General features: G+C 40.5%; 21 protein-coding genes and 4 pseudogenes. 3 read left to right on the top strand and 22 right to left on the bottom strand.

All coding sequences use genetic code 11. The annotated features are described in order from the left end of the window. Nucleotides 1-92: 92 nt before the first annotated feature. A complete protein-coding gene (locus tag NST05_RS10520; RefSeq protein ID WP_100262219.1) occupies nucleotides 93-728 on the top strand; it encodes a nucleotidyltransferase in 636 nt (211 codons plus the stop codon). 68 nt (nucleotides 729-796) lie between these two features. Here NST05_RS10520 and NST05_RS10515 read toward each other — a convergent pair whose 3' ends face one another. The 7 genes and pseudogenes from NST05_RS10515 to NST05_RS10470 form a co-directional block, all read right to left on the bottom strand. Next, nucleotides 797-2,188 carry an amino acid permease gene (locus NST05_RS10515; RefSeq protein WP_100262220.1) on the bottom strand — a complete coding sequence of 464 codons (1,392 nt, stop codon included), beginning with the start codon at nucleotides 2,186-2,188 and terminating at the stop codon, nucleotides 797-799. Between the two features lie 168 nt (nucleotides 2,189-2,356). After that, nucleotides 2,357-2,614: a DUF896 family protein gene (locus NST05_RS10510; protein WP_002949992.1), complete on the bottom strand. Its 258-nt coding sequence runs from the start codon at nucleotides 2,612-2,614 to the stop codon at nucleotides 2,357-2,359. 12 nt (nucleotides 2,615-2,626) lie between these two features. Further along, complete coding sequence (glyS, locus tag NST05_RS10505) at nucleotides 2,627-4,663, bottom strand: glycine--tRNA ligase subunit beta (RefSeq protein ID WP_084828556.1); 2,037 nt, start codon at nucleotides 4,661-4,663, stop codon at nucleotides 2,627-2,629. 285 nt (nucleotides 4,664-4,948) lie between these two features. Next, nucleotides 4,949-5,866 carry a glycine--tRNA ligase subunit alpha gene (gene glyQ / locus NST05_RS10500; protein ID WP_084828555.1) on the bottom strand — a complete coding sequence of 306 codons (918 nt, stop codon included), beginning with the start codon at nucleotides 5,864-5,866 and terminating at the stop codon, nucleotides 4,949-4,951. A gap of 271 nt (nucleotides 5,867-6,137) precedes the next feature. Beyond that, nucleotides 6,138-7,391 (bottom strand): annotated as a pseudogene (locus NST05_RS11120) (YkvI family membrane protein). A gap of 104 nt (nucleotides 7,392-7,495) precedes the next feature. Continuing rightward, nucleotides 7,496-8,644 (bottom strand): N-acetylglucosamine-6-phosphate deacetylase, encoded by a 1,149-nt coding sequence (nagA, locus tag NST05_RS10475; RefSeq protein ID WP_024704227.1) that lies wholly within the window; start codon nucleotides 8,642-8,644, stop codon nucleotides 7,496-7,498. Nucleotides 8,645-8,728: 84 nt separating this feature from the next. Next, nucleotides 8,729-9,432 (bottom strand): annotated as a pseudogene (locus tag NST05_RS10470) (PhoU domain-containing protein); the annotation flags it as partial. Between the two features lie 101 nt (nucleotides 9,433-9,533). Here NST05_RS10470 and NST05_RS10460 point away from each other — a divergent pair. Next, a pseudogene (locus NST05_RS10460) lies at nucleotides 9,534-10,005 on the top strand (YgjV family protein). 18 nt (nucleotides 10,006-10,023) lie between these two features. Here the strand turns inward: NST05_RS10460 and NST05_RS10455 are convergent. The 4 genes from NST05_RS10455 to NST05_RS10440 form a co-directional block, all read right to left on the bottom strand. Then, nucleotides 10,024-10,845 carry a Cof-type HAD-IIB family hydrolase gene (locus tag NST05_RS10455; RefSeq protein WP_011680842.1) on the bottom strand — a complete coding sequence of 274 codons (822 nt, stop codon included), beginning with the start codon at nucleotides 10,843-10,845 and terminating at the stop codon, nucleotides 10,024-10,026. Nucleotides 10,846-10,867: 22 nt separating this feature from the next. Continuing rightward, complete coding sequence (locus NST05_RS10450; RefSeq protein ID WP_084828554.1) at nucleotides 10,868-11,524, bottom strand: glycoside hydrolase family 73 protein; 657 nt, start codon at nucleotides 11,522-11,524, stop codon at nucleotides 10,868-10,870. Nucleotides 11,525-11,621: 97 nt separating this feature from the next. Next, complete coding sequence (locus NST05_RS10445) at nucleotides 11,622-11,963, bottom strand: P-II family nitrogen regulator (RefSeq protein ID WP_084828553.1); 342 nt, start codon at nucleotides 11,961-11,963, stop codon at nucleotides 11,622-11,624. A 10-nt stretch (nucleotides 11,964-11,973) separates the two neighbouring features. Then, on the bottom strand, nucleotides 11,974-13,209 hold the full coding sequence (locus NST05_RS10440; RefSeq protein ID WP_100262222.1) for an ammonium transporter: 1,236 nt from the start codon (nucleotides 13,207-13,209) through the stop codon (nucleotides 11,974-11,976). Nucleotides 13,210-13,459: 250 nt separating this feature from the next. On the opposite strand from NST05_RS10440, the pseudogene NST05_RS10435 reads away from it, so the two are divergent. Then, nucleotides 13,460-14,709 (top strand): annotated as a pseudogene (locus NST05_RS10435) (ISL3 family transposase). Between the two features lie 56 nt (nucleotides 14,710-14,765). Here NST05_RS10435 and rsmI read toward each other — a convergent pair. The 11 genes from rsmI to NST05_RS10380 all read right to left on the bottom strand — a co-directional run bounded on the left by rsmI (nucleotide 14,766) and on the right by NST05_RS10380 (nucleotide 25,267). After that, the gene (gene rsmI, locus NST05_RS10430) at nucleotides 14,766-15,632 is read right to left on the bottom strand and encodes a 16S rRNA (cytidine(1402)-2'-O)-methyltransferase (RefSeq protein WP_002949974.1); all 867 of its coding nucleotides are present in this window, start codon (nucleotides 15,630-15,632) and stop codon (nucleotides 14,766-14,768) included. A gap of 2 nt (nucleotides 15,633-15,634) precedes the next feature. Beyond that, nucleotides 15,635-15,955 carry a DNA replication initiation control protein YabA gene (gene yabA, locus NST05_RS10425; protein WP_002946304.1) on the bottom strand — a complete coding sequence of 107 codons (321 nt, stop codon included), beginning with the start codon at nucleotides 15,953-15,955 and terminating at the stop codon, nucleotides 15,635-15,637. Beyond that, entirely contained in the window at nucleotides 15,942-16,748 is an 807-nt protein-coding gene (gene ricT, locus NST05_RS10420; protein ID WP_340743036.1) for a regulatory iron-sulfur-containing complex subunit RicT, read from the bottom strand. Before ricT ends, yabA begins: the two co-directional genes overlap by 14 nt. Further along, the gene (locus tag NST05_RS10415) at nucleotides 16,745-17,620 is read right to left on the bottom strand and encodes a DNA polymerase III subunit delta' (RefSeq protein WP_340743035.1); all 876 of its coding nucleotides are present in this window, start codon (nucleotides 17,618-17,620) and stop codon (nucleotides 16,745-16,747) included. Before NST05_RS10415 ends, ricT begins: the two co-directional genes overlap by 4 nt. Before the next feature lie 8 nt (nucleotides 17,621-17,628). Beyond that, nucleotides 17,629-18,258, bottom strand: coding sequence for a dTMP kinase (gene tmk, locus NST05_RS10410; protein WP_002946312.1), 630 nt, complete (start codon nucleotides 18,256-18,258; stop codon nucleotides 17,629-17,631). Nucleotides 18,259-18,497: 239 nt separating this feature from the next. Beyond that, entirely contained in the window at nucleotides 18,498-19,256 is a 759-nt protein-coding gene (tpiA, locus tag NST05_RS10405; protein WP_340743034.1) for a triose-phosphate isomerase, read from the bottom strand. Between the two features lie 248 nt (nucleotides 19,257-19,504). Beyond that, a complete protein-coding gene (gene tuf, locus NST05_RS10400) occupies nucleotides 19,505-20,701 on the bottom strand; it encodes an elongation factor Tu (RefSeq protein ID WP_084825811.1) in 1,197 nt (398 codons plus the stop codon). Between the two features lie 237 nt (nucleotides 20,702-20,938). Beyond that, on the bottom strand, nucleotides 20,939-22,219 hold the full coding sequence (ftsW, locus tag NST05_RS10395; protein ID WP_180483501.1) for a cell division peptidoglycan polymerase FtsW: 1,281 nt from the start codon (nucleotides 22,217-22,219) through the stop codon (nucleotides 20,939-20,941). A gap of 251 nt (nucleotides 22,220-22,470) precedes the next feature. Continuing rightward, entirely contained in the window at nucleotides 22,471-22,893 is a 423-nt protein-coding gene (locus NST05_RS10390; RefSeq protein WP_084828550.1) for a F0F1 ATP synthase subunit epsilon, read from the bottom strand. Between the two features lie 12 nt (nucleotides 22,894-22,905). Continuing rightward, entirely contained in the window at nucleotides 22,906-24,312 is a 1,407-nt protein-coding gene (gene atpD, locus NST05_RS10385; RefSeq protein ID WP_340743033.1) for a F0F1 ATP synthase subunit beta, read from the bottom strand. A 76-nt stretch (nucleotides 24,313-24,388) separates the two neighbouring features. Continuing rightward, nucleotides 24,389-25,267: a F0F1 ATP synthase subunit gamma gene (locus NST05_RS10380; RefSeq protein ID WP_084828548.1), complete on the bottom strand. Its 879-nt coding sequence runs from the start codon at nucleotides 25,265-25,267 to the stop codon at nucleotides 24,389-24,391. Nucleotides 25,268-25,275: the final 8 nt, after the last annotated feature.

Here is a 25,275-nt window from a genome sequence, read left to right as displayed (position 1 = left end):
ATTTTTTGTTTTTGGATGTAAAATCTTGACCAAGACTTTAAGTCGTGATAAACTATTGTTAGTTTATAAACTAACATAAGGAGAGTTATACGATGAAAACAAGAGCAATTATTGAATTTAAAGACACTTACGCTAGCATGGAATGTCAGGAACTTGGTTACCAAACCAAGGAAACCGCCTTGGCGATTATTTCACCTACTGGACAAATTCTATCAAGTACACCGCTTTTCAGAAAGGCATATGGTTCTAACACTGCTCACATCGACCAGCTTCCTTTCACCATAGATACCCTCAATATTACAGCTAAAGGACTTAGTGAAAAAGCTAGAGCTAATTTAGAGGATTGGATTGCCCATACTATTATTCTTCCAATGGACTATGATAAGTACTTTACTAAACATCAATCATTGCTACATCTCTTAGCAGAGTCGCCTATCGTTGAGTCTGTTCAATCCTTAACTTATAAGACTGTTAAGATATATTTTTCAGAAGCACTTAACGACGAACACATTCGACAACTTCAAGGCTTTATTCTTTCTCAGGCAGGTATCTACAGCTACATTGGTACTTCTACGGTATCAGATCGAAATGCTTATCAAGCACTTGAATGGGCCAAACTAGATATAAATGGGCGTGCACACAACAATCACAAGCCTGCTATTTTTCACCGCAGCAAAAGCCTCTTAGGTGGTTTTCTTCAACACGGAAACCAAGAAAGCATTTCATAATTTATAACCAGGACCCTTGTGTCCTTTTTTGCAATAAAAAACTCACCAGAAAGGTGAGTTAGGTTGGTTTATTTACTATGTTTTAAGTTACTATAGATACCAAATACCACAATCCAGATCACTGCTCCAATAGCTCCAACAACAGTTGACTTTTGCAAGAAGAGACAAACAAAGACGAAGACAAAAAATGCAATAGTCAAAGGATTAAGAATTTTATAGGCTGGCATAAGGAAGCCATCTGCCATAAATTCTTGAGATTTACGGTACTTGAGATGAGCAAGCATGGTCAAGATGTAGATAGCAATGTAAACACCTGATGACGATGCGGCAATCAAAGCAAAGGCATCAGACACACCAGGTAAGACATTGATAAAGGCTGAGATACATACCACAATAACTGATACAATGATGGCACGAGAAGGAATACCATTACGTGCCAAGGTATCAAGCTTCAAAGATTTCATAACCTTGCTGTTTGGTGTTTCCTTAGCGATTTGAAAAAGGTGACGACCAGTTGAATAAAGTGTTGAGTTCAAAGATGAGGCTGCTGCTGTCAAGACAACAAAGTTAATGAGAGCTGCTGCCCACTTGATACCAGCCATTTGGAAGACCATTACAAACGGTGACTCATTAACTGGGAGCTTCTGCCACGGAAAGATAGCCATAATGGCAATGAGCGCTCCTACATAGAAGATTGCAATACGAACCGGAATTTCCTTGATTGCCTTTGGCAACACCTTACGAGGATTTGCTGTCTCAGATGTTGTAATTCCTATAAACTCAATAGCTTGGTAGGCAAAGAAAACCATCTGGAAGGTCATGGCAAAGCTTACCCAACCTTTAGGAAACATTTGAAAGCCTTGTGTAATGTTAATAAGGCTCGCATGTCCAGCTGGCGTTTCAAAGTTAGTTGCTACCATAAAGATCCCTGTAGCTATCAAGGCAAGAATGGTGATAATCTTGATCATCCCAAACCAAAACTCAACTTCCCCGAAAATCTTAACCGCAATCAAATTTACCGAACTCAAGATAAATAGGAAGACAATCTGAATTTGCCAGGCAGGCCAACTTGGAAACCAAAACTGCACATAGTTCGCAACGGCTGTAATTTCTGCCATACCAATAAATACCAACGATACCCAGTAAGACCACCCTGAGAAAAATCCCCAGCCTTTACCAAGGTATTTCGTAATAAAGTTAATAAAGGTATGTTGATCCGGATCCATGTAGAGCATCTCACCGATAGCTCGCATCATGAGATACATGAAGACACCTGTCAGCATATAAACTAGGATGATTGAAGGTCCTGTTAGGGAAATGGAACGCCCTGCCCCAAGAAAGAGACCTGTACCGATTGTACCAGCGATGGCAATCAGCTGAACGTGTCTGTTTTGAAGACCTCGTACCATACCATTTTTAGTCTGGTTATCGTCATCGTTATGATGTTGCTTTTGTGACATTTTTTCACTCCAATTCTATTTAATACGACTCAGAGAGCCCAGCTATTTTTAACATAACTTGTATTATACCATTTTTGAAAAAATTGGTCAATATTGTGTATATAATTCAGAATATTTTAATTTAAAAATAGGAGCTCGGACTAAATTCAAGCTCCTATTTTTAAATTATTATGATTCAGGATCATCTAGGCTACGCCCATGTAGACCTTTTTCACGTTGGACTTGACGTAGTTTTTCGGGTGTCACATCATTTCCTTCTTCATCCACAATTTTGATTCCTTCAATGTGGTGACGAACAGCACGACGATAACCCGCAATATATTCCTCACGAAGTTTTGCTTGCTCTACTGCTTCTTCTGGTGTCAAGCCTTCTGTTTTTTTCTTTTTTGCAAGCTCATTGATTCGAGCTATTTTTTTAGAATCCATTTACTCTTACCTCTATTTTGTATTCAATTGGTTAAAGGCTGCAACAGTTTTAGCTTTAGCCACAAGAGCAGAAAGAAGAGCCAAACGGTTATTTTTAACAGCCACATCATCTGCCATAACCATCGTATTATCAAAGAAAGCATCAATGACTGGGCTAAGAACAAAGAGTTGAGCCAATTTGTCGCTAGCTGAACCTGTCAATTCAAGACTTTCTGCTGCTTGAGCCAAGGCTTTTTCTTGATCATTTTCAAAGAGACTAGCATCGACTGCTACTGAAGTATCTGCTTTTTCCGCCAAGTTGAAGGCACGAGAGAGTGACTCAACAGCTGCCTTGTAACCATCCGTCTTAGCAGCTTCTGAAAGAGCTTCAGCTGCTTCAAGCATATCTGCTACTACAAAGTTTGAACCAGAAAGAACAGCTTCTTTGATATCTTTTGGTGTGCGACCCATCATCTTGTCCACACGGGCCTTGATGAATCTAATAACTTCTGCTTGATTGTCATATGAGAGACTATCAAATGAAAGTCCGTAAAGACTGTCAATCAACTCATCCATAGGAATGTGCCAACCAAAGGCATCCAAGATACGAACAATCCCTTGTGTTGCACGGCGAAGCGCATAAGGGTCATTGGAACCTGATGGAATCAAACCGACTGAGAAGAAGGAAAGGAGGGTATCCAATTTATCCGCAAGGGCAAGGATAGCACCAACTTTCGTTTCAGGAAGGGCTCCGTCTGCTGAATCAGGAAGGTAGTGCTCACGGATAGCTGTCGCTACTGCCTCATCTTCACCAGCAAGGAGGGCATATTTTTCACCCATAATCCCTTGAAGCTCATCAAACTCACCAACCATACCAGTCAAGAGGTCAAATTTGTAGATTTCTGCTGCACGCGCTACTGCTGCCTTTTCCTCAGCAGTCAAACCTGCTTTCTCAGCCAATGAAGCCGCAATGACACCAGCACGTGCCATATGTTCTGAAAGAGAGCCAATCTTTTCATGGAAAGTGACGTTTGCCAATTTAGCAACGAGATCTTCAATCTTGAGTTTTTGGTCTTCACGCCAGAAGAATTCACCATCTTCGAGACGCGCCACCAAGACTTTCTCATTTCCTCGAACGACATTTTCCAAGTGCTCAGCGTTCCCATTACGAACTGAGATAAAGTTTGGTTTAAGCTTACCATCAAGATCACGCACCACAAAGTAACGTTGATGGGTCTCCATTGATGTCACCAAAACGTCTTCTGGAACGTCCAAATATTTAGTATCAAAACCTCCCATGAAGGCAGTTGGGTATTCGACCAAGTTCAAAACTTCGTTCAAAAGACCTTCTTCGATTTGGACTTTAACACCTTGTTCTGCTTCGATAGCTTTGATTTGCTCACGAATCATGTTTTCACGCTCTTTACTATCTGCAATCACGTAAACGGTACGAAGGTCTTCTTCATAAGAATCCGCATTGGTGATTTCCACTTCGTGCCCGAGGAAACGGTGCCCACGACTAACACGACCTGACTTAATACCCAAAAAGTCTAGTTCAAGGGCTTCATCCCCCAAAAGAACGATCAATGTGTGAACAGGGCGAATATATTCAAAGCTGTTGTTAGCCCAGTGCATGCTGACGGGGAAGGTCAATGAAGCAAGTACTTCTGGGATACCAGCCAATACTTCTTTGGCAGATTTTCCAGCTTCATGTTTCGTCACATAGACGTATTCTTCCCCTTTGACTTCACGGAATTCGATATCGTCAACCGTCAAGCCTTTCCCACGAACAAATCCTTGGGCAGCTTTTGAGAAGTTTCCATCAGCATCCAAGGCAATTTTCTTAGAAGGTCCTTTAAAATCTTCTGTCAAATCGGTTTGTTGATCAGCCAAACCAAGTACACGAACTGCTAAACGGCGAGGTGTTGAGAAGGTTTGAATGCTTTCATATGAAAGGCGATTTTCACCCAAGAAAGCTGCCATTTTCTCACCCAGTTGTTTTTCACTTGGTGTGACTACGTAGGCTGGCAACTCTTCAAGTCCTAGTTCTACTAATAAGTTTTTTGTCATGTTTTTTCCTTTACATCTTCTTCTTTTTGATAGGCACCTTAAGATACTGGGGACGTTGCTAACCAACTTTGTGAGGGGCTGTAGGGAAATACTATGTCTACTTGCCATAGATTTCCAACAGTCTCATCAAAGTGGATTTAATCAACTGATTTTTGAACTTGAGGTTTCAAAAATCTCCACCAGGCAGTACGGCGGCACCTCTATCCCTTTAGCAAGCCTTTGACTTCCCTCTGGGTACCAATATGGGCTCACTCTGTTCGCCCTTTTCCTTTCTTGTAACTCTCTTTATTCTTCCTCTTCTGCGAGGAGTTTTTTGCGTGTGGCTTCGTCGAGAAGTGGGTAACCAAGTTTTTTACGTTCTGCAACGAAGGTCTTGGCTACAACACGCGCCAAGTTACGGATGCGAGCGATATAGCCAGCACGTTCTGTAACAGAAACAGCACCACGAGCATCAAGCAAGTTAAAAGTGTGTGAACATTTCAATACGTAGTCGTAGGCTGGGTGAACAAGACCCAATTCCAAAGCACGTCCTGCTTCTTTTTCAAATTTTTCAAAGTTCTCAAGAAGCATATCTTGGTCTGAGACTTCAAAGCTGTATTTTGAGTGCTCATATTCTGGTTGAAGGAAGATTTCTCCGTATTTAACACCTGGAGCCCACTCAATATCGTAAACAGAGTCTACTTCTTGGATGTAAGAAGCCAAACGTTCCAATCCATATGTGACCTCAGCGGTAACAGGTCCAGTTGCCAAGCCACCAACTTGTTGGAAGTAGGTAAACTGAGTAATTTCCATACCGTCAAGCCAAACTTCCCAACCAAGACCAGCTGAACCAGTTGATGGGTTTTCCCAGTTGTCTTCAACGAAACGAATATCGTGTTCCAATGGGTTGATGCCCAATTTTTCCAATGACTCCAAATAAAGTTCTTGAATGTTTGATGGTGATGGTTTCATGACCACTTGGAATTGGTGGTGTTGGTAGAGACGATTTGGGTTTTCCCCGTAGCGACCGTCTGCTGGACGACGAGATGGCTCAACATAAGCCGCATTCCATGGTTCCGGACCAATGGCACGAAGGAAGGTGTAGGGACTCATCGTACCCGCACCCTTTTCATTATCATAAGCCTGCATGAGCATACAACCCTGGTCATTCCAGTATTGTTGCAAAGTAAGGATGATCTCCTGGAAAGTCAATTTTTTAGACATGATTTACTCCTTTATCTTTGAGACTCAGGATGCAAAAAGAACCTTGTCTCTGCTCCTAAGTCGTTCGACCTAGGGGCGTCAGAAACGCGGTTCCACCCTAATTTATTACTTCATTTTATCTGTTTGTACTCAGCTCTTCGCTGAGAGAAAGCGCCGTTGCCTACTTTGTTCTACTTGGCTTTCACTATCCCAAGCTCGCTAGAAAAACGCCATAAGCTTTTCTTTCTTATCAGTATTATAGCAAAAATAGAGAAACTTGTAAAATAAAATTCTAACCCTTCTTACCAAGTCCCATTTCCTGACGGACATGTGCATGGGTATCTTCATGGAGAATATCATTATCAATAATCGAAGCTTCTCGAAGTTGTTTTGCCTTTTCCTTATCCTGAGATGTTAAATCTTGTTCAGAATCATAAGCTTTCTCGACAATACCTAAAAGATGATTTCGAATTTCTTTTTCCTTGCGAATTCCGCCTTTTTTGCGGTAGCTAGCTACAACTAGGACAACCAACATCAACAACCCCAGATAACCAATAATGGGATACATAACTGCCACCAGTTGACGGAAACCCATAAAGGATATAGCAAAACCAGCCAGGGCAAAGGCAGCCACAAAGAACTTGTATCGTTTATCACTCCACGCTGAGAAGCGTTTTCCAAGGGCATAGTAAAGACTAAAGACGGTATTGAAAATCAAACCAAAAATCACAAAGGCGTAGAGTTGTCGCAAAGATAGGGTTCACTTCCTTAGCAATAGCCAACATAGGAACATCCGATCTAGCAATTTTATCACTGTTAGCAAAGAGAATCAAGGTCGTGATGAAGAAAATCATACCAACCATGAAGCCTCCCCATGCTCCGCTCTTTTCAGCTTCATCAATTTTGAGAATAGAGCCTCCCATAACAAAGGCCATCGCTATAGCCGACATGACACAAACAGAAAAATAATTGATCACAGACATCCAAACGCTTGGGAAGGGTGATTGAATGGTTTGAGACACCTTATTCATCTCTACAAAATCCCAGTTACGCCCCAGAAACATTGGTCACGAAAATCATGGCAATCATAATCAAAATCAGAGGGGTAAAGACTCCAATAACACCGATGATTTTCTTGAAATCTAATAAACTAACAAAGATAGTCAAGGCTGTACAGAGGAAGGCGCCTACCCAAATCGGCATACCAAACTGCTGATTTAAATTAGCCCCTGCACCTGCCGTCATAATAAAACCAAAAAGAAAGCATGTGATAATCAGAGCAATGTCCAGAATACAGAATACGATAAATAACGGGATGGCTAATCTCAGCCAGAACGACTGAATGGTCATCAGAACGGTAATAACCTCCTAGAGAAATCATCAAACGGCCAAAACCAACATGTAGAACACCAAGGACAATAACACCTATCAACCCCCAGGCTCCAAAACTGACAAAATACTGCAAGAGGTTCTGTCCAGAAGATACTCCTGCACCAATCATTACACCGACATAAGCCAGGGCAATGCTCCAAATACGTTTTGACATATTACCTCCTATAAAATAAAAGCTATTTCCATTTTACACCTTTACTGTTACAATTCTGTAAAAAACAAAAAAAGCACTTAAATAAGAAAGCACTGCTTATAGTATTACTTCTCCCAACCTTTACACCCATCAATATAGGTTGCTTGTAACTCCAAGGAATCATCTAAGACGATGAAATCGGCTGGGTGACCAGCTTTAAGGCTGCCACAAATATTTTCTAGTCCAACCGATTTAGCAGGAATACTAGTTGCCATTTGTAAGGCTTGAGCAACCGTCACGAGTCCCCAATCAACCACATGTTTGACACCGTCTTTGAGTTGTAGGATAGAGCCAGCTAGGTTACCACCTTTCTTAAGACGAGCGGTACCATTTTTCACAATAACAGGGAGCTCACCTAGCATATAGTCACCATCAGGACAACCTCCCGCTGACATACAATCTGTAATAAGGGTAACTCCTTGAGGCGTTTTTTGCTTGATGAGTACCTTACAAGCTGCAGGAACCACGTGATGACCATCCGCAATCAGTTCACCAATCGTCTCAGGAGTATCAAAGGCTGCACCAACCATACCAGGATCACGGTGACTAAAGCCACGCATTCCATTGTAGACGTGAACCCAGACTGAAGCACCAGCTTCCACTGCTGCCATGGCTTCTTCATAAGTAGCATTGGAGTGTCCTAAAGCAATCGTTACACCTTGTTTAGTCGCTTCTTTAATAAAGTCAGCCACTCCTTCACGCTCGGGAGCCAGGGCTAATTTGATTAACTTTCCTTGAGCCGCTTCTTGCCAGGCTTGCAACTGTTCGATACTTGGGTTGCCCATGTATTTAGGATTTTGCGCTCCCCTATAGGTCTCAGTGAAATACGGTCCTTCAAAGAAGAGTCCCTGGATTTTAGCACCAGGCTCCTTACCAGCCGTCTCTGCTGTTGTCTGACAGATAGCTTTTAGCTCTTCAAATGGCGCTGTCAATGCTGTCGGTAAGAAAGAAGTCACACCTGCTGAAAGCAAGGCTTGACTCATGCCTAGAAGACTTTCCTCAGAATTATCCATAACATCGTACCCCGCAAAGCCATGAATGTGAGTGTCCACAAGGCCAGGAGCAATCTGATAATCACTGTAATCTAGCACTTCTGCACCCTCTGGTACATTTTCTGTCCACTTACCAAAACGACCATCTGTGACCGCCAAGTAGCCACCTTCTTTGACCTTATGATCAAAATAAAAACGTTTGGCTGAAATATAATAAGTCATAGGACTACCTCTCATCAATTTTCTATGTTCTCAATACGCCTTCATTATATCAGAAAAGCCGAGAAAAGTTCTCGACTTTCGATATTAAATCACACCTTCTGTAACCTTTTCAACAAGGTTGATGGCATAGTCTGCGATACGTGTGTAATATGAGAGGTAATCAACATAGTTGATACCTGCCTGCACAGTACATTCACCATTATTAAGACGTTTGGTATGAATCATACGCAATTGTTTTTCAAGTTTTTTCAACTCTTCATGACGAAGGATAACTTGACCTGCAAGCACTTTGTCATCATCCACAACAACACGAATACTATCAAGATCAATACGGTGCGTGCGATTATAAACATCCTCAAGCTCAGCCTTAGCAGTCCCAGAGAATTCAATTCCTTTATTATGAATATGTTGTGAAAGGTTGGCACTTGCAACTGCCAGGTCACCAATACGCTCCAAGTCACGAACAGAATCTAAAACACTTGCCAAAATTTCGTTTTCATAAACACTAAGCAATTCGTTAGAGATTTCAATCAAGTAAGTTGTTAACTCTTCATCAATACTGTTAACAGCTGTTTCATGCTTCTCTACCTTGTCAAAGTATTTCTCATCACCTTTATCAAAGAAAGCGTATGAAGCCTCCAAAGATTGAATGGCATATGATGCTAAGTGAACCAACTCTTTCTTAGCATTACCAAGGGCAATGCTTGTGTGATAAGCAAACGATTCAAGTAAAGCGCTTCGTACTTGTTAACTTCATCCTCACCAGGAATAATTTTAGTTAACGGATAGATATCATCGAAATAAATCCTTCTTTCTTGTGATATAATAAAGGAAAAAATTGGAAGTTGCATCATGACAATCTTAGCTTCTAGCACAAGTACTCTCAGCCATTGGAGCCCTCTGTGTTGCCATATCCTCTTTTGCAAAATCAAAAAATAAGATGCTCGTCTGGCAAATTACCGACTACATTTTCACTGCCGCTGCTAACCTCTTATTGGGTGGCTATACCAGTGCCTTAACCATTAGTATTTCCATCATCAGAAATCGTTTGATGATCAAAAAGAAAATGACCAAGACTATTTTGTCCATCCTCATTATTCTTCGAACCATCGTAGGATCCTTATCTCAATCAACTTGGGGTTATTGGCTATTTGCCAATCATCTCTTCAGTCTCTTATAGTCTATCAATTGCTATCACACGAAACCTCCAGTAGCTTCGTTGGGTCATTATTGAGAATATGTTACTCTGGCTAATTTACGATTTGACCATTAAGGCTTACCCCGCTGCCATCATAGATATAACCATTACACTAACCACTCTCATTGCCATTATCCGAAATCGAAAGACCTTTAGCAATTAAAAGCTAAAGGTCTTTTTCTTATAAAGCCCAGGTGCGAATGGCGTAGGCTACACCTGCCTGATCATTTGTCAAGGTCACATATTTACTCAAAGACTTGATGTCATCACTAGCATTTCCCATGGCAACACTTTGACCTACAAACTGTAGCATTTCAAGGTCATTGGCAGCATCACCCAAAGCCATGATTTGATCCCGGTTAATGTCAAGCTTTTCAGCTAAATGTTTAAGCCCGCTAGCCTTAGTTGCCCCCTGTGGCATGACTTCAAAAATATATTCTTGACTACGAACTGTGCTATAGCTCTGATCAAGTCTATCTTGCACAGCATTTTGGAAGGCGTCCAAAGGTTCAGATTCAGCCATATACATAGCTTGGAAAATCACTTGCCCTTCCTCAAAGATTTCTTCCAAACTCCTAGCTTTCGCTTCTGTAAAAACAGTCCCAGCATCATAAGCTACTAGCTCAGGTACCTCATTACCCACAACATAATAACTTTTTTCACCAGTAAAGGTTAGAGCCACCCCTGGGAAATCTTCACAAGCCTGCAAGAGTTCTTCCATTTCAGAGCGAGATAAACTTTCAGATTCAAGCAAGGTCCAATTTTTAGTTTCATAAGTTGAACAACCATTGTTCATGATAATGTACTCTTCTTCACTAAGACCCAATTTTTCAAAATGGGGAACAATGCCTGAACGTGGGCGACCTGTACATAGTACGATTTTAATACCTGCTGCAGTCGCCTCTTGAATAGCCTTGATGTTCTCTTCAGGTATCTCTTTTTGGCTATTTAAGAGGGTCCCGTCCATGTCAATTGCAATGAGTTTCACTTGGTTCTGGTTCATATTTTTCTTATCCTTCTTAACCCTAATATGTGTCATAAATAGTTAACTGATATTGTTCAATGATGCTGTTCAACTTATCACCATAGGTTGTGTCGGTGGCATAAACACCTGTTAGGGCTGCAGTCGCATCTTTGTAACTTCTCGTTTTGGAGCGGTGTACTCCGACATAGTAGCTACCCTCAAGAAACTCCACATAGTCCTGTAGAGAATTTTCCACAGAACCATAGGAACGAAAGGCAGCATCGATATGGTAGGGATTTCCCTTACCATCATCCTCCCAGGTCGGTAAGGTTACACTTTGACCATTGTATTCTCCTTTAATTCCAAAGAAATTGTAAAATGGCTTTTGACTTAATTGTGATTGTCCAGAGTCAGATTCTAGAATAGCCTGAGCTATCATGACAGATGCATAAAGATCATTTCTAGCTGCCAAATAGCGCGACGTCTCACCAATCTCAGCAATAAAAGCAACCGTCGTCTCATCCGTAGGCGTCATATTTTTTTCCATAGTCAATCTTCGAAAATTTAAACTAGCTAAGAGGCCCAATAAGGAAAATAGGCCAATAAAAATCAGACTCCACTTTTGGAAAAATTTAGGAAAAAGCAAGACAGACTTCTTTTTCTTTTTAGATTTCTTAGGTCTAGCTTTCGACTTAGTTTTCTTTTTTCCTTTCGCCAATCAGTCACCCCCTCAATCATACTAACTCCTGTAAGTATATCAAAATTCACTAAAAAAGATACAAACCAACTGGTTTAAGTCCTAATTCAATATGACATTAAATAGCGTCTCCGCCCCGTTCGCCAGTACGAATACGAATGACATCATCAATAGGAACAATAAAAATCTTCCCATCACCGACTTCGCCTGTCGCCACAGCGCTACGGATAGTATCCACAACCTCATCAACTGCCAGATTCTTGACTACTATTTCCACCTTAACCTTAGCCAATAAGGTCGGAACAATCCGTTGACCACGGACAAACTCCGCAAAGCCACGTTGGGTCCCATGACCCAAGACCTGACTCACAGTCATTCCCTTAGTCAAACCACTACCAGTCAAGGCATTTTTCAAATCTTCCAATTTATCCGAACGAATAATCGCTTCGATTTTTTTCATCAGTATCCTCCTACGAATCCATACCCATAAAGGTTGGGTAGGCTGTTTCCTTGTGTTCACAGTCATCAAGACCAATAGCCTCATCACGGTCACTGACACGCAAAGGTATATAGTGGCCAATTACTTTTATGATACCATAGGTTACCAGCCCCGACCAAGTAACTGTGAAAACAATGGCTAGAACTGTCACTATAAACAAACGAGCATTTCCATAGATAAGTCCAAAATTAGCCTTATCTAGGGCTAGATTTGGTGTTGTAAAAACAGCTGTACACAAACCACCAAAGATTCCTCCGACACCATGGCAACCAAAAACATCCAAAGCATCATCATAGTTAGTGCGTTTTTTCAAGACAGAAATGGCATAGAAACAAACCGGACTAACCATGGCTCCAATTAGAATGGAACTCCAGATGGAAACGAAGTCAGCCCCAGGCGTGATGGCAACAAGCCCGGCTACTAAACCGGTCGAAGCACCGACCAAAGTTGGATGACCTGTCACATATTTTTCAAGAGCTAGCCACGAAAATATGGCAGCTGCTGCAGAAAAATGCGTAGTCACAAGAGCATGAACTGCTAATCCATTGGGCGCTAGGGCAGAACCTGCATTAAAACCAAACCAACCAAACCACAGAAGACTCGCTCCCAACAGAACAAAAGGAACATTATGAGGACGGTGCTCTAAAATCCCATAGTCACGACGTTTTCCAACAACAATTGCCAAAACCAAAGCCGAAACACCTGAAGTAATGTGGACCACATCACCACCCGCAAAGTCAATCGTCCCCCACTTGACAAGAATTCCGTCTCCCCATACCATATGTGCAAAAGGATAATAGACCAAAAGTAACCAAAAGACTATGAAAATAGCTAAAGGAGTAAAGCGCATACGTCCTACTACTGAACCTGTCAAAATCGCCACACAGATAATGGAAAACATCATCTGAAAAGCCGAAAATAAGAGATCAGTAATAGCTAGACCACGACTTGAAGTCGTTTCAGAGACTCCATGTAAAAAGAGATGACTAATATTCCCAAAGAAATAGCCTTGACCACCAAAAGAAAGTGAATAACCAGCAACAACCCACAAGAGAGAGGCAATTGCTAAGGGAAGAACAGACATCATCATGGTATTAATGACATTTTTTCGACGCCCCAGACCACCATAGAAGAAGGCCAAAGCTGGTGTCATCAAGCACACCATGGCTGAACATATCAATATAAAGGCAGTACTACCTGTATCCATAAAACCACTCCAATCAAAAGAAATTATTTTTATGTTAAATAATATCACACAAAAAAAATCCCACAAGCTTATTTATGAAATTTTTTGATAATTTTTTTCTTTTCTAACATCTTATGTTACCATAAAAAAGGCTCTATAATTTCTGTAGTGGGTAAAACTACTGTAGGGATTATAGAGCTTTTTGAGTGTACACAAAAAGTCCCATAAGAACTATAATGAAAAGCAACCAAACCATCATTAGGAAGAACTTATGAGACTTATTAAGAATAACACAGCATTAATCGGAATCAAAGACCAAAATATCAAGATTTCACTTGTTTTTGAAACTGACACTCATATCGAGATTCAAGCAAAACTTGATTACCCTGCACCATCATGTCCTCATTGCCATGGAAAGATGATCAAGTACGACTTTCAAAAAAACTCTAAAATCCCTCTTCTCGAGCAAGCGGGAACGCCAACTCTACTACGTCTGAAAAAACGTCGTTTCCAGTGTAAAAGTTGTAGAAGTGTCACGGTAGCTGAGACATCTATCGTTGAGAAAAACTGCCAAATCTCCAATCTAGTCCGACAAAAAGTTACACAACTCCTAACTGAGAAGGTGTCACTAACTGATATTGCAAGAAGACTTCGCGTGTCGACGTCCACTGTCTATCGTAAGCTTGATCAGTTTACTTTCAAGGAACATTATGACAAACTCCCTGCTGTTATGTCCTGGGATGAGTTTGGGTTCAAGAAAGGGGAATTGGCTTTTGTGGCGCAGAATTATGAGACAAACGAACTCATAACCATCCTTGATAATCGCCGCCAAACTACTATACGAAACTACTTTTTGAAGTATCCATTGAAAGTCCGACAACAGGTACAGTTTATCACGATGGATATGTCTGGAGCTTATATTCCACTGGCTCGCAAGCTCTTTCCAAACGCAAAAATCGTTCTTGATCGTTTCCACATCATCCAGCACCTTGGACGTGCCTTTTTAAAGACAAGAATTGCAATTATGAACCAGTTCGATAAGAAGTCACTACCCTATCGAGCCCTGAAAAATCACTGGCGACTCTTCCAAAAGGACAGCCGTAAACTATCTCTCAACTCTTTTTATTCAAAGACTTTCCGCCAAACTTTAGCACCACATGAAGTTGTTGCGAAGACACTAGTCTTTTCAAAAGAGCTTACTGACTACTATACACTTTATCAGCTTTTGCTTTTTCACTTTCAGGAGAAGAGAGTAGATGAGTTCTTTGAACTGATAGAGGAAAATAGGAGCAAGGTCAATCATTATTTTCAAACTGTCTTTAGGACTTTTCTTAGACACAAGCAATACATCAAAAACGCACTAGAAACGGACTATTCAAACGCGAAACTTGAAGCGACTAATAAGTTGATCAAAGACATCAAACGTTTGGGCTTCGGTTTTAGAAACTTTATCAACTTTAAGAAGCGTGTCTTCATCACACTGAACATACATAAAAAAAGGACCTATCCGGTCCTCTCTAGATGTTAGCTTTTCGTCACCCACTACAGTTGACAAAGAGCCATAAAAAAAGAGCTTCTTACACTCCATGAAAAAGGTTATAAAGCTCTTGTCTATTTATTTTCCGTTCTTTAGCAATGGTTTTTATAGCCTGATTAGGCTTCATGCCAGAAGCAATTAAACCTTCAACAGCCTCGATTGGAGCAACATCTGATGTTAGATATCCTTCCCTATCATTTTCAGAAGCCCCAGCTACAATCAGTAAACATTCACCCTTGAGTGGATTACTAGCAATATAATCCAAAATTTCTAAAATAGTTCCTCGTTGGTACTCTTCGTAAAGCTTGGTCAGTTCTCTAACTAGTGTCACTTGGCGATTGCCATAGATCTCATGCATATTTTCAAGGGTATCTGCCACACGATAAGGCGACTCATAAAAAATCTGTGTCTCAGGATAAGACAGCTTTTCCTTGAAAAAATCAATCTGCTGACCTTTTTTACGGGGGAGGAAACCATAAAAAATATGAGGTTGAGGCGCTAGACCACTAGCAATCAAAGCAGTAATACCAGCTGATGCGCCAGGTAGGGCTACTACAGGAATATCCTCAGCAATGGCGGCTTTGACCAGATCATGACCAGGATCCGAAATAGAAGGCATACCCGCATCAGAAACCTGAGCCAAAGAAAGGCCTGACTTCAAACGTTCCAGTAAATCCGGAATTTTCTCGTAAGCATTGTGCTCATGAAAAGAATACTGCTTGGTTTCAATTTCAAAATGTTTGAGCAAGAGACCCGTATTACGCGTGTCCTCCGCACAAATAAGATCCACCTCTTTCAAGATTTGCACACTGCGAAAAGTCATATCCTGCAAATTCCCAATAGGTGTGGGAACCAAATAAAGGGTACCGTAGTTAGATTGTCCCTTAAAACTCTTTTGAACCTGCATGCTTAATCTCCGTACAACAATTCTGCACAGAATCCACAAGCTTCATTATTATCACGACGTTGACCATAAAAATCTGGGCAAATGTGGAATCCATCATCATAAATAGCCTCGAGGTTCACCTTGCCATGAGACATTTTAGTCCCTGTCTCCTCTTGAACCACTTGACTCAAGTGCTCACGTAACTTGTCGTTCTCCAACTTGAGAGCCGTATTTTCCTCGAAAATCCCTGAGAAGTTCGCCTTAATCGCTTCTACCTCTGCCAACATTGACATCAAATTTTGTGATAATTCTTCGAATTTATCATACAATTCACGCTTTTCCATTTAGCTGAACTTCCTCCACTCCATAAGTTAGGGGAGCTCCCCCTTTGTCAAACATAATTTTAACAGTCCCTGCAATCACATCAATAGCAATGACTTGACCTCTACCTTCCTTGGTCTCAATCTCTTCACCCAAGTCAGGATAACTAGCCTTACTATCTCGGTAAAAATCATCTTCATAACTGAGACAACACATGAGACGTCCACAGACACCGTTCATCTTACCAGAATTCAAGGACAAACTTTGATTTTTAGCCATCTTAATCGATACCGGTGGGAATTCGCCCAAAAAACTAGAACAACACAGTGCACGTCCACAAGGACCTAAACCACCATAAATTTTTGATTCCTCACGACTGGAAATTTGACGTAACTCAATTCGCGTCTTAAAATAAGCCGCCAAATCCTCGAGCAATTGACGAAAATCTACCCACTTTTCAGCCACGAAACTGATAAGCACATAAGAGCTATTTAGAGGAAAGACTATGTCCACCACTTTCATATCTAGCTGATTTTGAGCAATTAAATCAGCCACTACTCCCATACTCTGTTCAGCCTTTAAAAGATTTTCATCATATCTAGCGAAATCTCTCTCATTAGCCAAGCCTTCGACCCGATTCAAATCCACAGGTAAACTAACCTCTGGAAAAACAGTATTTTCCATAACAACCTGGGCTAAACGCTTATCTTTTTTCTCCAAAACGACTACAAAGTCACCTTTGGTGTAATTTTTATCAGGAACAACGTATTCTACCGCTCCATTTTCTTCAAATTTGATTCCAATGACTTCTGTCATGATAATACCAAATACTCCATCGCATTTTGAAAGCTGACATTAGCAAGCCACATTTCACGTGCCTTAAAAACTAAATCTAACCATCGTCGTGCTTGTGGATTTTGTATCTCCTTTCCCAATTGATAAGTTAAAAAAGCCCATACCATCTCTTGTTCCGATTTTTCACTACACTGGACGGCCAACTTTGCAACATCCAAATAAAGAAGGTCGTGATTAGCCAGCAAGGATTGTACAAAACGCTCCACTATATCGATGACATCAAGAACCTTTTTATCTTTAGACAAACTCAAAGCTTGCGTTTCATCCTTAGCAAAATCCGCTAAAACTTTGGCCTGTGTCAGCAACAAACCTTCTCTCTGGAGTAAGTCTTCTAAATAGGCCTTGTTCTTAGGAAAATAAAAGAGTTGCGCTCGACTTTTTATCGTAGGCAAGATACGACTATCATCAGCTGTTAACAGAAAAATATAAATCTGACTCTGAGGTTCTTCGATAAACTTCAAGAGACTATTGGCCGCATTAACATGCATTTTATCTGCATCACGAATGATAAACACTTGAGCGTGGCCCTCGAAACTCGATTGGCTAAACTCTCTTGTCAGTTGACGAATAATATCTGTTTTTATAATCTGTCCTTGCGGTTCAACCAATTTAACATCTGAAAAATCTCCCTGTGCAATCAAACGACACGGACGACAGTGACTACAAGGAAGACCATCCTCAGGAGTCAAGCAAAAGCGACTCTGCGCTAGCCAAATAGCCATGTCGAGACTTCCAAAATCACCCGAGAATAAATAAGCATGACTCAAACGATTTTCTCTGATAATTTGTGAAAACTCTTCAAAAAGTTTTCTTTGACATTCAGCTAACTTCATCTTGCTCCTTATAAATAACTTTTAATAATTTCCCAGGTATCCTCTACAACTTCTTCCAAAGTTTGCGAGGCGTCGATTCTCTTAATACGTTCTGGCTCAGCTTCAGCTAAATCTAAGTACCCTTGACGTACACGTTGGTGCATATCAAGTTTTTCTAAATCCAAACGATTGACTTCTCGCTCACCGTTTGCCGCAATACGAGCTAAACCAGTTTCAGAATCCACATCAAACAACAAGGTCAAATCAGGTTTATGACCATCCGTCGCATAATTATTTAACCAAGCAACTTCATCTTGATCAAGCCCTCGGCCTGCTCCTTGATAGGCTACCGAGGAATCAATAAAGCGATCCATGATAACCATATTGCCATTTTCAAGTTCTGGTAAAACTTTTTCAACCAAATGTTGGCGACGAGCAGCAATATAGAGCAAAAGTTCTGTTTTAGCATCCATAGCCGTATTATCTATATCCAGAATAACTTCACGGATTTGCTCTGCAATAGCCACGCCACCCGGCTCACGTGTCGTTATGACCTGAGCTGGATAAACCTCTCTTAAACGTGGCAAAAGCACCTTCAAAACTGAAGTTTTTCCAGCCCCATCTGGTCCTTCGATTGAGATTAGTAACCCTTTAGACATGATATTTCCTTTGTTGTTTATTTACCTTCTATTTTATCAAATTTTAGGCTAAATGAACAATCTCAGAAAGCATATAGCCTATGGTAAAAGAGTGTACATCTCTTAGCATATCATCAAAACCACAAAACGTTTCAAAACTCTATTTATATAAACCACATATTTATCTTATTAGGTTTAGTTTTTTAGACATATGTTTACAAACAAAAAAGTTCGAGAACAGTTCTCGAACTTTTTATTCATTATTTAACGAAGTCAAGCAATGCCAAGAAACTTTCAGGTTCAAGTGATGCTCCACCTACAAGAGCTCCGTCAACATCTGGACAAGCCATGTATTCAGCAACGTTTTCAGGTTTAACTGAACCACCGTATAGAACACGTACTTTGTCAGCGACTTCTTGACCGAAGTCAGCTGCCACAACATCACGCACAACTTTACACATTTTTTGTGCATCGTCTTGTGAAGCTGATTTACCAGTACCGATAGCCCAGATTGGTTCGTACGCAATAACTGATGAAGCTACTTGCTCAGGAGTCAATCCAGCTAAAGCAGCTGAAACTTGAGCACCTACGAATTCTGCTGCTTTACCAGCTTCGTAAGTTTCAAGGGATTCACCACAACAGATGATTGGAATCATACCGTTAGCAAAGATTGCTTTAGCTTTTTTGTTGATGTCTTCATCGGTTTCGTGGAAGTAGCCACGACGTTCTGAGTGACCGATAACAACATAGTCAGTACCGATTTCTTTCAAAACTTGTGGGCTAGTTTCACCAGTGAAAGCACCTGAATTTTCAAAGTAAGTGTTTTGTGCAGCAACTTTAAGGTTTGAACCTTTAGCAGCAGCAATAACAGTTGTCAAATCAACTGCAGGAACCGCAATACCAGCTTCAACAAGGTCAGCTGAAGGCAATTTTGACGCTACAGCTTCAACAAATGCTTTTGCTTCTTCTGGATTTTTGTTCATTTTCCAGTTACCAGCGATAAATGGTTTACGTGACATTTCACATACCTCTTCTTTTTTTATTTACTCGTTTATTTTATCACAAATCCCTTACTATTACTAGGTTTTTAGGAAAATTCCGAAAACTCGACTTGCTTTATTAAGATTGTTCTCTATAAAAGCTAACTTTAGTCAACTAAATGCAAACAAAGAAGACTCTCAGATATTTAAAGACCAAAAAGAGCCGAGTAAACTCGACTCTCTCAATTATTGTCTGACTAATAATTGTATTGGGAACTTAATATTAATTAAGCTTCGATTTCAGTTACGATACCTGAACCAACAGTACGTCCACCTTCACGGATAGAGAATGTTGTACCTTTTTCAACGGCAATTGGGTGGATCAACTCAACGTCGATAGTCACGTTATCACCAGGCATAACCATTTCAGTACCTGCAGGAAGTTCGATTGAACCTGTTACGTCAGTTGTACGGAAGTAGAACTGTGGACGGTAGTTATTGAAGAATGGAGTGTGACGTCCACCTTCTTCTTTAGAAAGGATGTAAACTTCACCTTTGAATTTAGTGTGTGGCTTGATTGAACCAGGCGCAGCCAATACTTGACCACGTTCGATTTCATCACGTTGGATACCACGAAGAAGGACACCGACGTTATCACCGGCAATACCTTCATCAAGTTGTTTACGGAACATTTCTACACCAGTAACAACTGCTTTTTGGCTTTCTTCTTTAAGACCAACAATTTCAACTTCGTCATTAACACGAACAACACCACGGTCAATACGTCCTGACGCAACAGTACCACGACCAGTGATTGAGAATACATCTTCGACCGGAAGCAACAATGGTTTGTCAGTGTCGCGTTCTGGTTCTGGAATGTATTCGTCAACAGTATTCATCAAGTCCATGATGATGTCTTCATATTTAGAATCACCTTCAAGAGCTTTAAGAGCTGAACCTTGGATAACTGGAATGTCATCACCTGGGAAATCGTATTCTGAAAGAAGGTCACGGATTTCCATTTCAACTAATTCAAGCAATTCTTCATCGTCAACCAAGTCAACTTTGTTCATGAAGACGATAAGGTGTTTAACACCAACCTGACGTGAAAGAAGGATGTGCTCACGAGTTTGTGGCATTGGTCCGTCAGTAGATGCAACTACAAGGATCGCACCGTCCATTTGAGCGGCACCAGTGATCATGTTTTTAACGTAGTCCGCGTGTCCTGGCGCATCGATGTGAGCGTAGTGACGTTTTTCAGTTTCGTATTCAACGTGTGCAGTGTTGATTGTGATACCGCGTTCACGTTCTTCTGGAGCAGCGTCGATTGAAGCGTAGTCTTTTGGTGTGTTAACTGCGCTAGGAAGACGACGAGCCAATACAGTTGTGATTGCAGCTGTCAAAGTAGTTTTACCATGGTCAACGTGTCCGATTGTACCAATGTTAACGTGTGGTTTACTACGATCGTATTTTTCTTTTGCCATTTAGGAAAAGCCTCCAATAAAATATATTTTATAGATAGACAGTAGGCAATACAGTCTAACTTTACTCTACTATTCTATCAAAATGTCATAGAATTGCAAGTATTTTATATAGTTTTCAGTTTTTCTTTATAGTAATCACAAATATTTCTTTCAATAATCCTCTTTCTACTACTTTTATAATCTTTTCATTCTATCCAAACCATGACTACACTCCAAAAGACAAAAAGAAGTCGTATGCTAACGACTTCTTCTCAAAGGTACAATTTTTTCATTTTGATTTTCAAGTTCTTGAGTCTGAGACAACCCTTCCTCAATAGCCTGAACAATATTATCTCGTTTTTCATTAGCAGCAATGTTCAAGACAAAAGCAATACCAACGGAAGTTACCAGAAGAGAGTTACCACCTTGTGAAAGGAAAGGGAAGGTAACCCCTGTCGATGGAATCAAACCTGAGATTCCACCGATATTAACAAAAACTTGCATAAGCATGAGAGCCCCCACACCAAGTGCCATCATAGAGTTAAATGGATTTCTAGCTTTTACTCCTACAATCATAATACGAAGAATAAGGAAAAAGAGAAGGGCAAGAATCAAACCTGCTCCAATGAGACCTAACTCTTCAATAACAATTGAAAACACAAAGTCTGTCGTTGCTTCTGGAAGATAACCGGTTTTCTCAATCGAATTTCCGAGACCAAGACCGAACCACCCCCCATTACTCATAGCATAGTAAGAATGAGATAACTGAAGTCCTGAACCTGTTAAATCCTTAAAAGGATTAAAATAAGCTGCAAAACGCTTGGCAACATATCCAAAGACAGGTACCTTAGCCATGTTTTGTACTCCAACCAAAGCAATCAATCCAAGAAAAGCAGACGACAGCCCTACAATACCAGCAAACAGTGCCGTGAACCAGCGATAACCAACACCAGAAATTGAAAACATGACAACCGTTGTCAATACGATGATAGCCGCATTTCCCAAGTCTGGTTGGATGGCAACTAAGCCAATCATTACCAGCAAATAGTAACGCCAGTCATTAAATTCTTCTTTAGTCCTCGGTATCCACCTATTTTTAGTTAAAGCCTGATAGTCATAATGTTCTATAGCAGACTGTTGTTTTGAGAAGGTGTGCGCCAAATACCAAACAACAATAACCTTAAGATATTCCGCTGGTTGGAAAGATAAGGGACCCAGTACAATCCATCCGTTCGCTCCATTAATTTCTTTAGTGAAAAATTTCGCAACAACCAAAAGTATAATTTCGACAATTATTACAGCTCCTAAGACCTTATCTTTTCTAAGGAAATTCAATTTCAATCGATAAATAAAAAAGATAAATAATAAGGATACTAGCCAGAAGGCACCTTGGTTCATAACTGATGCGAAAGGATTGGCTCCAAAAGTTACTAAACGAGCACTCGTTGTTGAATAAACAACAATCAAACCAACCACTGATAAAATTAAATAAGGTATCAAGATGGTATAGTCCAAAAGATGTTTCTTTTCAATTTTCATATCTAAAAAACTCATACTTTCTATTATATTACCCTACATTTCATAAAAAAACATAAAGCTAACAGCTTATATTATAACACTTTGATATCTTAAACTAAAGTAAAATCTAAATTAACCGTTTTCATCTTTAAAACTTTTATTTAATCTTTTATACTCAAATTAATTTGTAAACTAGCTTTCTGTGGTAATATTGCTAGTTCTCATATTTTCTTTAAGGATAAATAAAAAAACGAGACTTAGGTCCCGTTTTTTTATCTTATTTTTGTACCGACATTGATACGATTAAGTGCTCGACGGAGAGCAACCTGAGCACGTTGAACATCAACATTACGATCAGATTTTGTTGCTTCTTCCAAGACACGTTCTGTACGTTGCTTGGCACGTTCGGCACGAGAAACGTCAATGTCGCGATCACGTTCTGCTGAATTGGCAACGATAGTAATGAAATCATCTTTAACTTCGATGATACCACCGTTTACGGCAATCCAATCGACGTGACTCTCGTCATCCACACGACGAACCTTGAGCTCATCCACTTCAAGTGGAGCAACCAAGTTAATATGGCCTGGCAAAATACCAATTTGACCATCTTTAGTAACCGCGTGGATAAAGCTGGCATGGTGGTCATATTTAAGACCATCTGGAGTTACCACTTGTACGGTCATTTGTGCCATATCTTCACCTCATTAGTAGCCCATAGCTTTAGCTTTAGCTACTACATCCTCAATTGGCCCTACGCTACGAAAAGCATCTTCAGGAAGATTGTCATATTTACCTTCAAGGATTTCTTTAAAGCCACGAACAGTTTCAGCAACTGGAACATAAGAACCTGGTTGACCCGTAAACTGTTTAGCAACATTGAAGTTTTGTGACAAGAAGAATTGGATACGACGAGCACGTCCAACCAATGTTTTATCTTCGTCCGACAATTCATCCATACCAAGGATAGCGATAATATCTTGCAATTCACGGTATCGTTGAAGTACTCGTTGAACTTCAGTCGCAACAGCATAGTGTTCTTCACCAACAATTTCAGGTGAAAGGGCACGTGAGCTTGATGCCAATGGGTCAACAGCTGGGTAAATACCCATTTGTGTCAACTTACGTTCAAGGTTAGTTGTTGAATCCAAGTGAGCGAATGCTGTTGCTGGCGCTGGGTCAGTGTAGTCATCGGCCGGGACATAGATAGCTTGGATTGAGGTAACAGAACCTTTTTTAGTTGATGTGATACGTTCTTGCAATTGACCCATTTCAGTTGCCAATGTAGGTTGATAACCAACGGCTGATGGCATACGACCAAGAAGGGCTGATACTTCAGAACCTGCTTGAGTGAAACGGAAGATGTTATCAATGAAGAGAAGCACGTCTTGTCCTTCAACATCACGGAAATATTCAGCGATAGTCAAACCAGTAAGGGCAACACGCATACGTGCTCCAGGTGGTTCATTCATTTGACCAAAGACCATGGCTGTTTTTTCGATAACGCCAGATTCCTTCATTTCCCAGTAAAGGTCATTACCTTCACGTGAACGTTCTCCAACACCCGTAAACACGGAAATGCCACCGTGTTCTTGAGCAATGTTGTGAATCAGCTCTTGAATAAGGACAGTCTTACCAACACCGGCACCACCGAAAAGTCCGACTTTACCACCTTTAAGATAAGGGGCAAGCAAGTCGATAACTTTAATCCCTGTTTCAAGGATTTCAGTATTTGTTGACAATTCATCGAAGGTAGGTGCTTTTTTATGAATTGGTTCACGCTCTGCATCATCTGCAAAAGGTGCTTCCATGTCAATGGTATCTCCAAGCACGTTAAAGACACGTCCAAGAGTTTCTTTACCAACAGGAACACTGATTGGACGACCAGTGTCCAGAACTTCTAGCCCACGAGTCAATCCATCAGTAGATTCCATGGCAATGGTACGAACCACACCTTCTCCAAGTTCAAGAGCTACTTCGAGCACGATACGTCTAGACTTTTCTTCATCAGTGTAAACGACCAATGCATTGTTAATCTCAGGAAGTTTATCGCCAGTTGCAAACGCTACGTCTACAACAGGACCAACAACCTGAGCAATTTTGCCTGAGCTCATTGTTTTCTCCTTATGATAGTTTTCTGGATGACAATCATCCCTTTTTATTGTATGTCAAATCAAGACAAATCTCTAGCTATTCAAGTGCACTAGCACCGCCAACAATCTCAGTGATTTCCTGAGTAATGGCTGCTTGACGTGCACGGTTGTATTGAATTGTTAAATCGTTAATTATTTTCTTAGCATTATCAGTGGCAGTCTGCATTGCGGTCATACCAGCAGCATGCTCAGCTGTTTTGGCATCTACGATAGCACCGTAGATAAGACTCTCAGCATATTGTGGCAAGAGTTGATCCAAAATAGTATCACGATCTGGTTCCAATTCAAACTTGGTCAATACATGGCCTTCAGATTCATTAGGATCAAAATCAGCAATTGGAAGCATTTTTTCAACACGAACTTCACGAGACAAACTATTAATATGATGATTGTAACACACATAAAGTTCATCAAAAAGCTCATTTTGATACATTCCTACAGCTTTAGAAATGATTTTCCCGACTTGATCGAAACTAGGTTGATCTTCAAGGCCACGAAGTTCAAAAGCAACATTCATGTTACGAGCTTTGAAGAAATCTGAACCTGTTCCACCAATAGAGATGATAGCATATTCATCTTCAGAATCATGGTCACGTTTAATCATATCCAAGACAGCTTTAAGAATGGTTGAATTATATCCTCCAACTAATCCCTTATCTGAAGTAATGACAATATACCCTGACTTACGAACTGGACGTGCATCCAACATCGGATTTGAAAAACCGTTAACCAATTCTGAATGTAGAAGATCTGTTGTGATCTGTCTAATTTTTGAGGCATAGATTTGAAAATCTTTAGTAGCTTGCTCAGAACGTGTCAATTTAGAAGCAGAAACCATTTGCATGGCTCCTGTAATATGACTCGTTTGCTTAATTGAAGCAATTTTTGTTTTGATTTCTCTTAGAGAGCCTGCCATATGCTGTC

It is taken from the genome of Streptococcus sp. FSL E2-3494, from assembly GCF_038007085.1.
GTDB lineage: Bacteria > Bacillota > Bacilli > Lactobacillales > Streptococcaceae > Streptococcus > Streptococcus thermophilus.
The sequence above is the reverse complement of the archived record's forward strand: the minus strand, read 5'-3'. Positions and strand labels throughout refer to the sequence as shown.

Bases quoted from the DNA above. Each gene is read 5' to 3' on its own strand.
- NST05_RS10520 (WP_100262219.1), top strand. From the start codon at position 93: ATGAAAACAAGAGCAATTATTGAATTTAAAGACACTTACGCTAGCATG.
- tuf (WP_084825811.1), bottom strand. From the start codon at position 20,701: ATGGCAAAAGAAAAATACGATCGTAGTAAACCACACGTTAACATTGGT.
- NST05_RS10455 (WP_011680842.1), bottom strand. From the start codon at position 10,845: ATGAACCAGAACCAAGTGAAACTCATTGCAATTGACATGGACGGGACC.
- yabA (WP_002946304.1), bottom strand. From the start codon at position 15,955: ATGGAAAAGCGTGAATTGTATGATAAATTCGAAGAATTATCACAAAAT.
- NST05_RS10510 (WP_002949992.1), bottom strand. From the start codon at position 2,614: ATGGATTCTAAAAAAATAGCTCGAATCAATGAGCTTGCAAAAAAGAAA.
- atpD (WP_340743033.1), bottom strand. From the start codon at position 24,312: ATGAGCTCAGGCAAAATTGCTCAGGTTGTTGGTCCTGTTGTAGACGTA.
- ftsW (WP_180483501.1), bottom strand. From the start codon at position 22,219: ATGAAAATTGAAAAGAAACATCTTTTGGACTATACCATCTTGATACCT.
- NST05_RS10380 (WP_084828548.1), bottom strand. From the start codon at position 25,267: ATGGCAGGCTCTCTAAGAGAAATCAAAACAAAAATTGCTTCAATTAAG.
- NST05_RS10390 (WP_084828550.1), bottom strand. From the start codon at position 22,893: ATGGCACAAATGACCGTACAAGTGGTAACTCCAGATGGTCTTAAATAT.
- tpiA (WP_340743034.1), bottom strand. From the start codon at position 19,256: ATGTCACGTAAACCATTTATCGCTGGTAACTGGAAAATGAACAAAAAT.
- tmk (WP_002946312.1), bottom strand. From the start codon at position 18,258: ATGTCTAAAGGGTTACTAATCTCAATCGAAGGACCAGATGGGGCTGGA.
- NST05_RS10445 (WP_084828553.1), bottom strand. From the start codon at position 11,963: ATGAAAAAAATCGAAGCGATTATTCGTTCGGATAAATTGGAAGATTTG.
- NST05_RS10415 (WP_340743035.1), bottom strand. From the start codon at position 17,620: ATGAAGTTAGCTGAATGTCAAAGAAAACTTTTTGAAGAGTTTTCACAA.
- nagA (WP_024704227.1), bottom strand. From the start codon at position 8,644: ATGACTTATTATATTTCAGCCAAACGTTTTTATTTTGATCATAAGGTC.
- ricT (WP_340743036.1), bottom strand. From the start codon at position 16,748: ATGACAGAAGTCATTGGAATCAAATTTGAAGAAAATGGAGCGGTAGAA.
- glyQ (WP_084828555.1), bottom strand. From the start codon at position 5,866: ATGTCTAAAAAATTGACTTTCCAGGAGATCATCCTTACTTTGCAACAA.
- glyS (WP_084828556.1), bottom strand. From the start codon at position 4,663: ATGACAAAAAACTTATTAGTAGAACTAGGACTTGAAGAGTTGCCAGCC.
- NST05_RS10440 (WP_100262222.1), bottom strand. From the start codon at position 13,209: ATGGATACAGGTAGTACTGCCTTTATATTGATATGTTCAGCCATGGTG.
- NST05_RS10515 (WP_100262220.1), bottom strand. From the start codon at position 2,188: ATGTCACAAAAGCAACATCATAACGATGACGATAACCAGACTAAAAAT.
- rsmI (WP_002949974.1), bottom strand. From the start codon at position 15,632: ATGCAGGTTCAAAAGAGTTTTAAGGGACAATCTAACTACGGTACCCTT.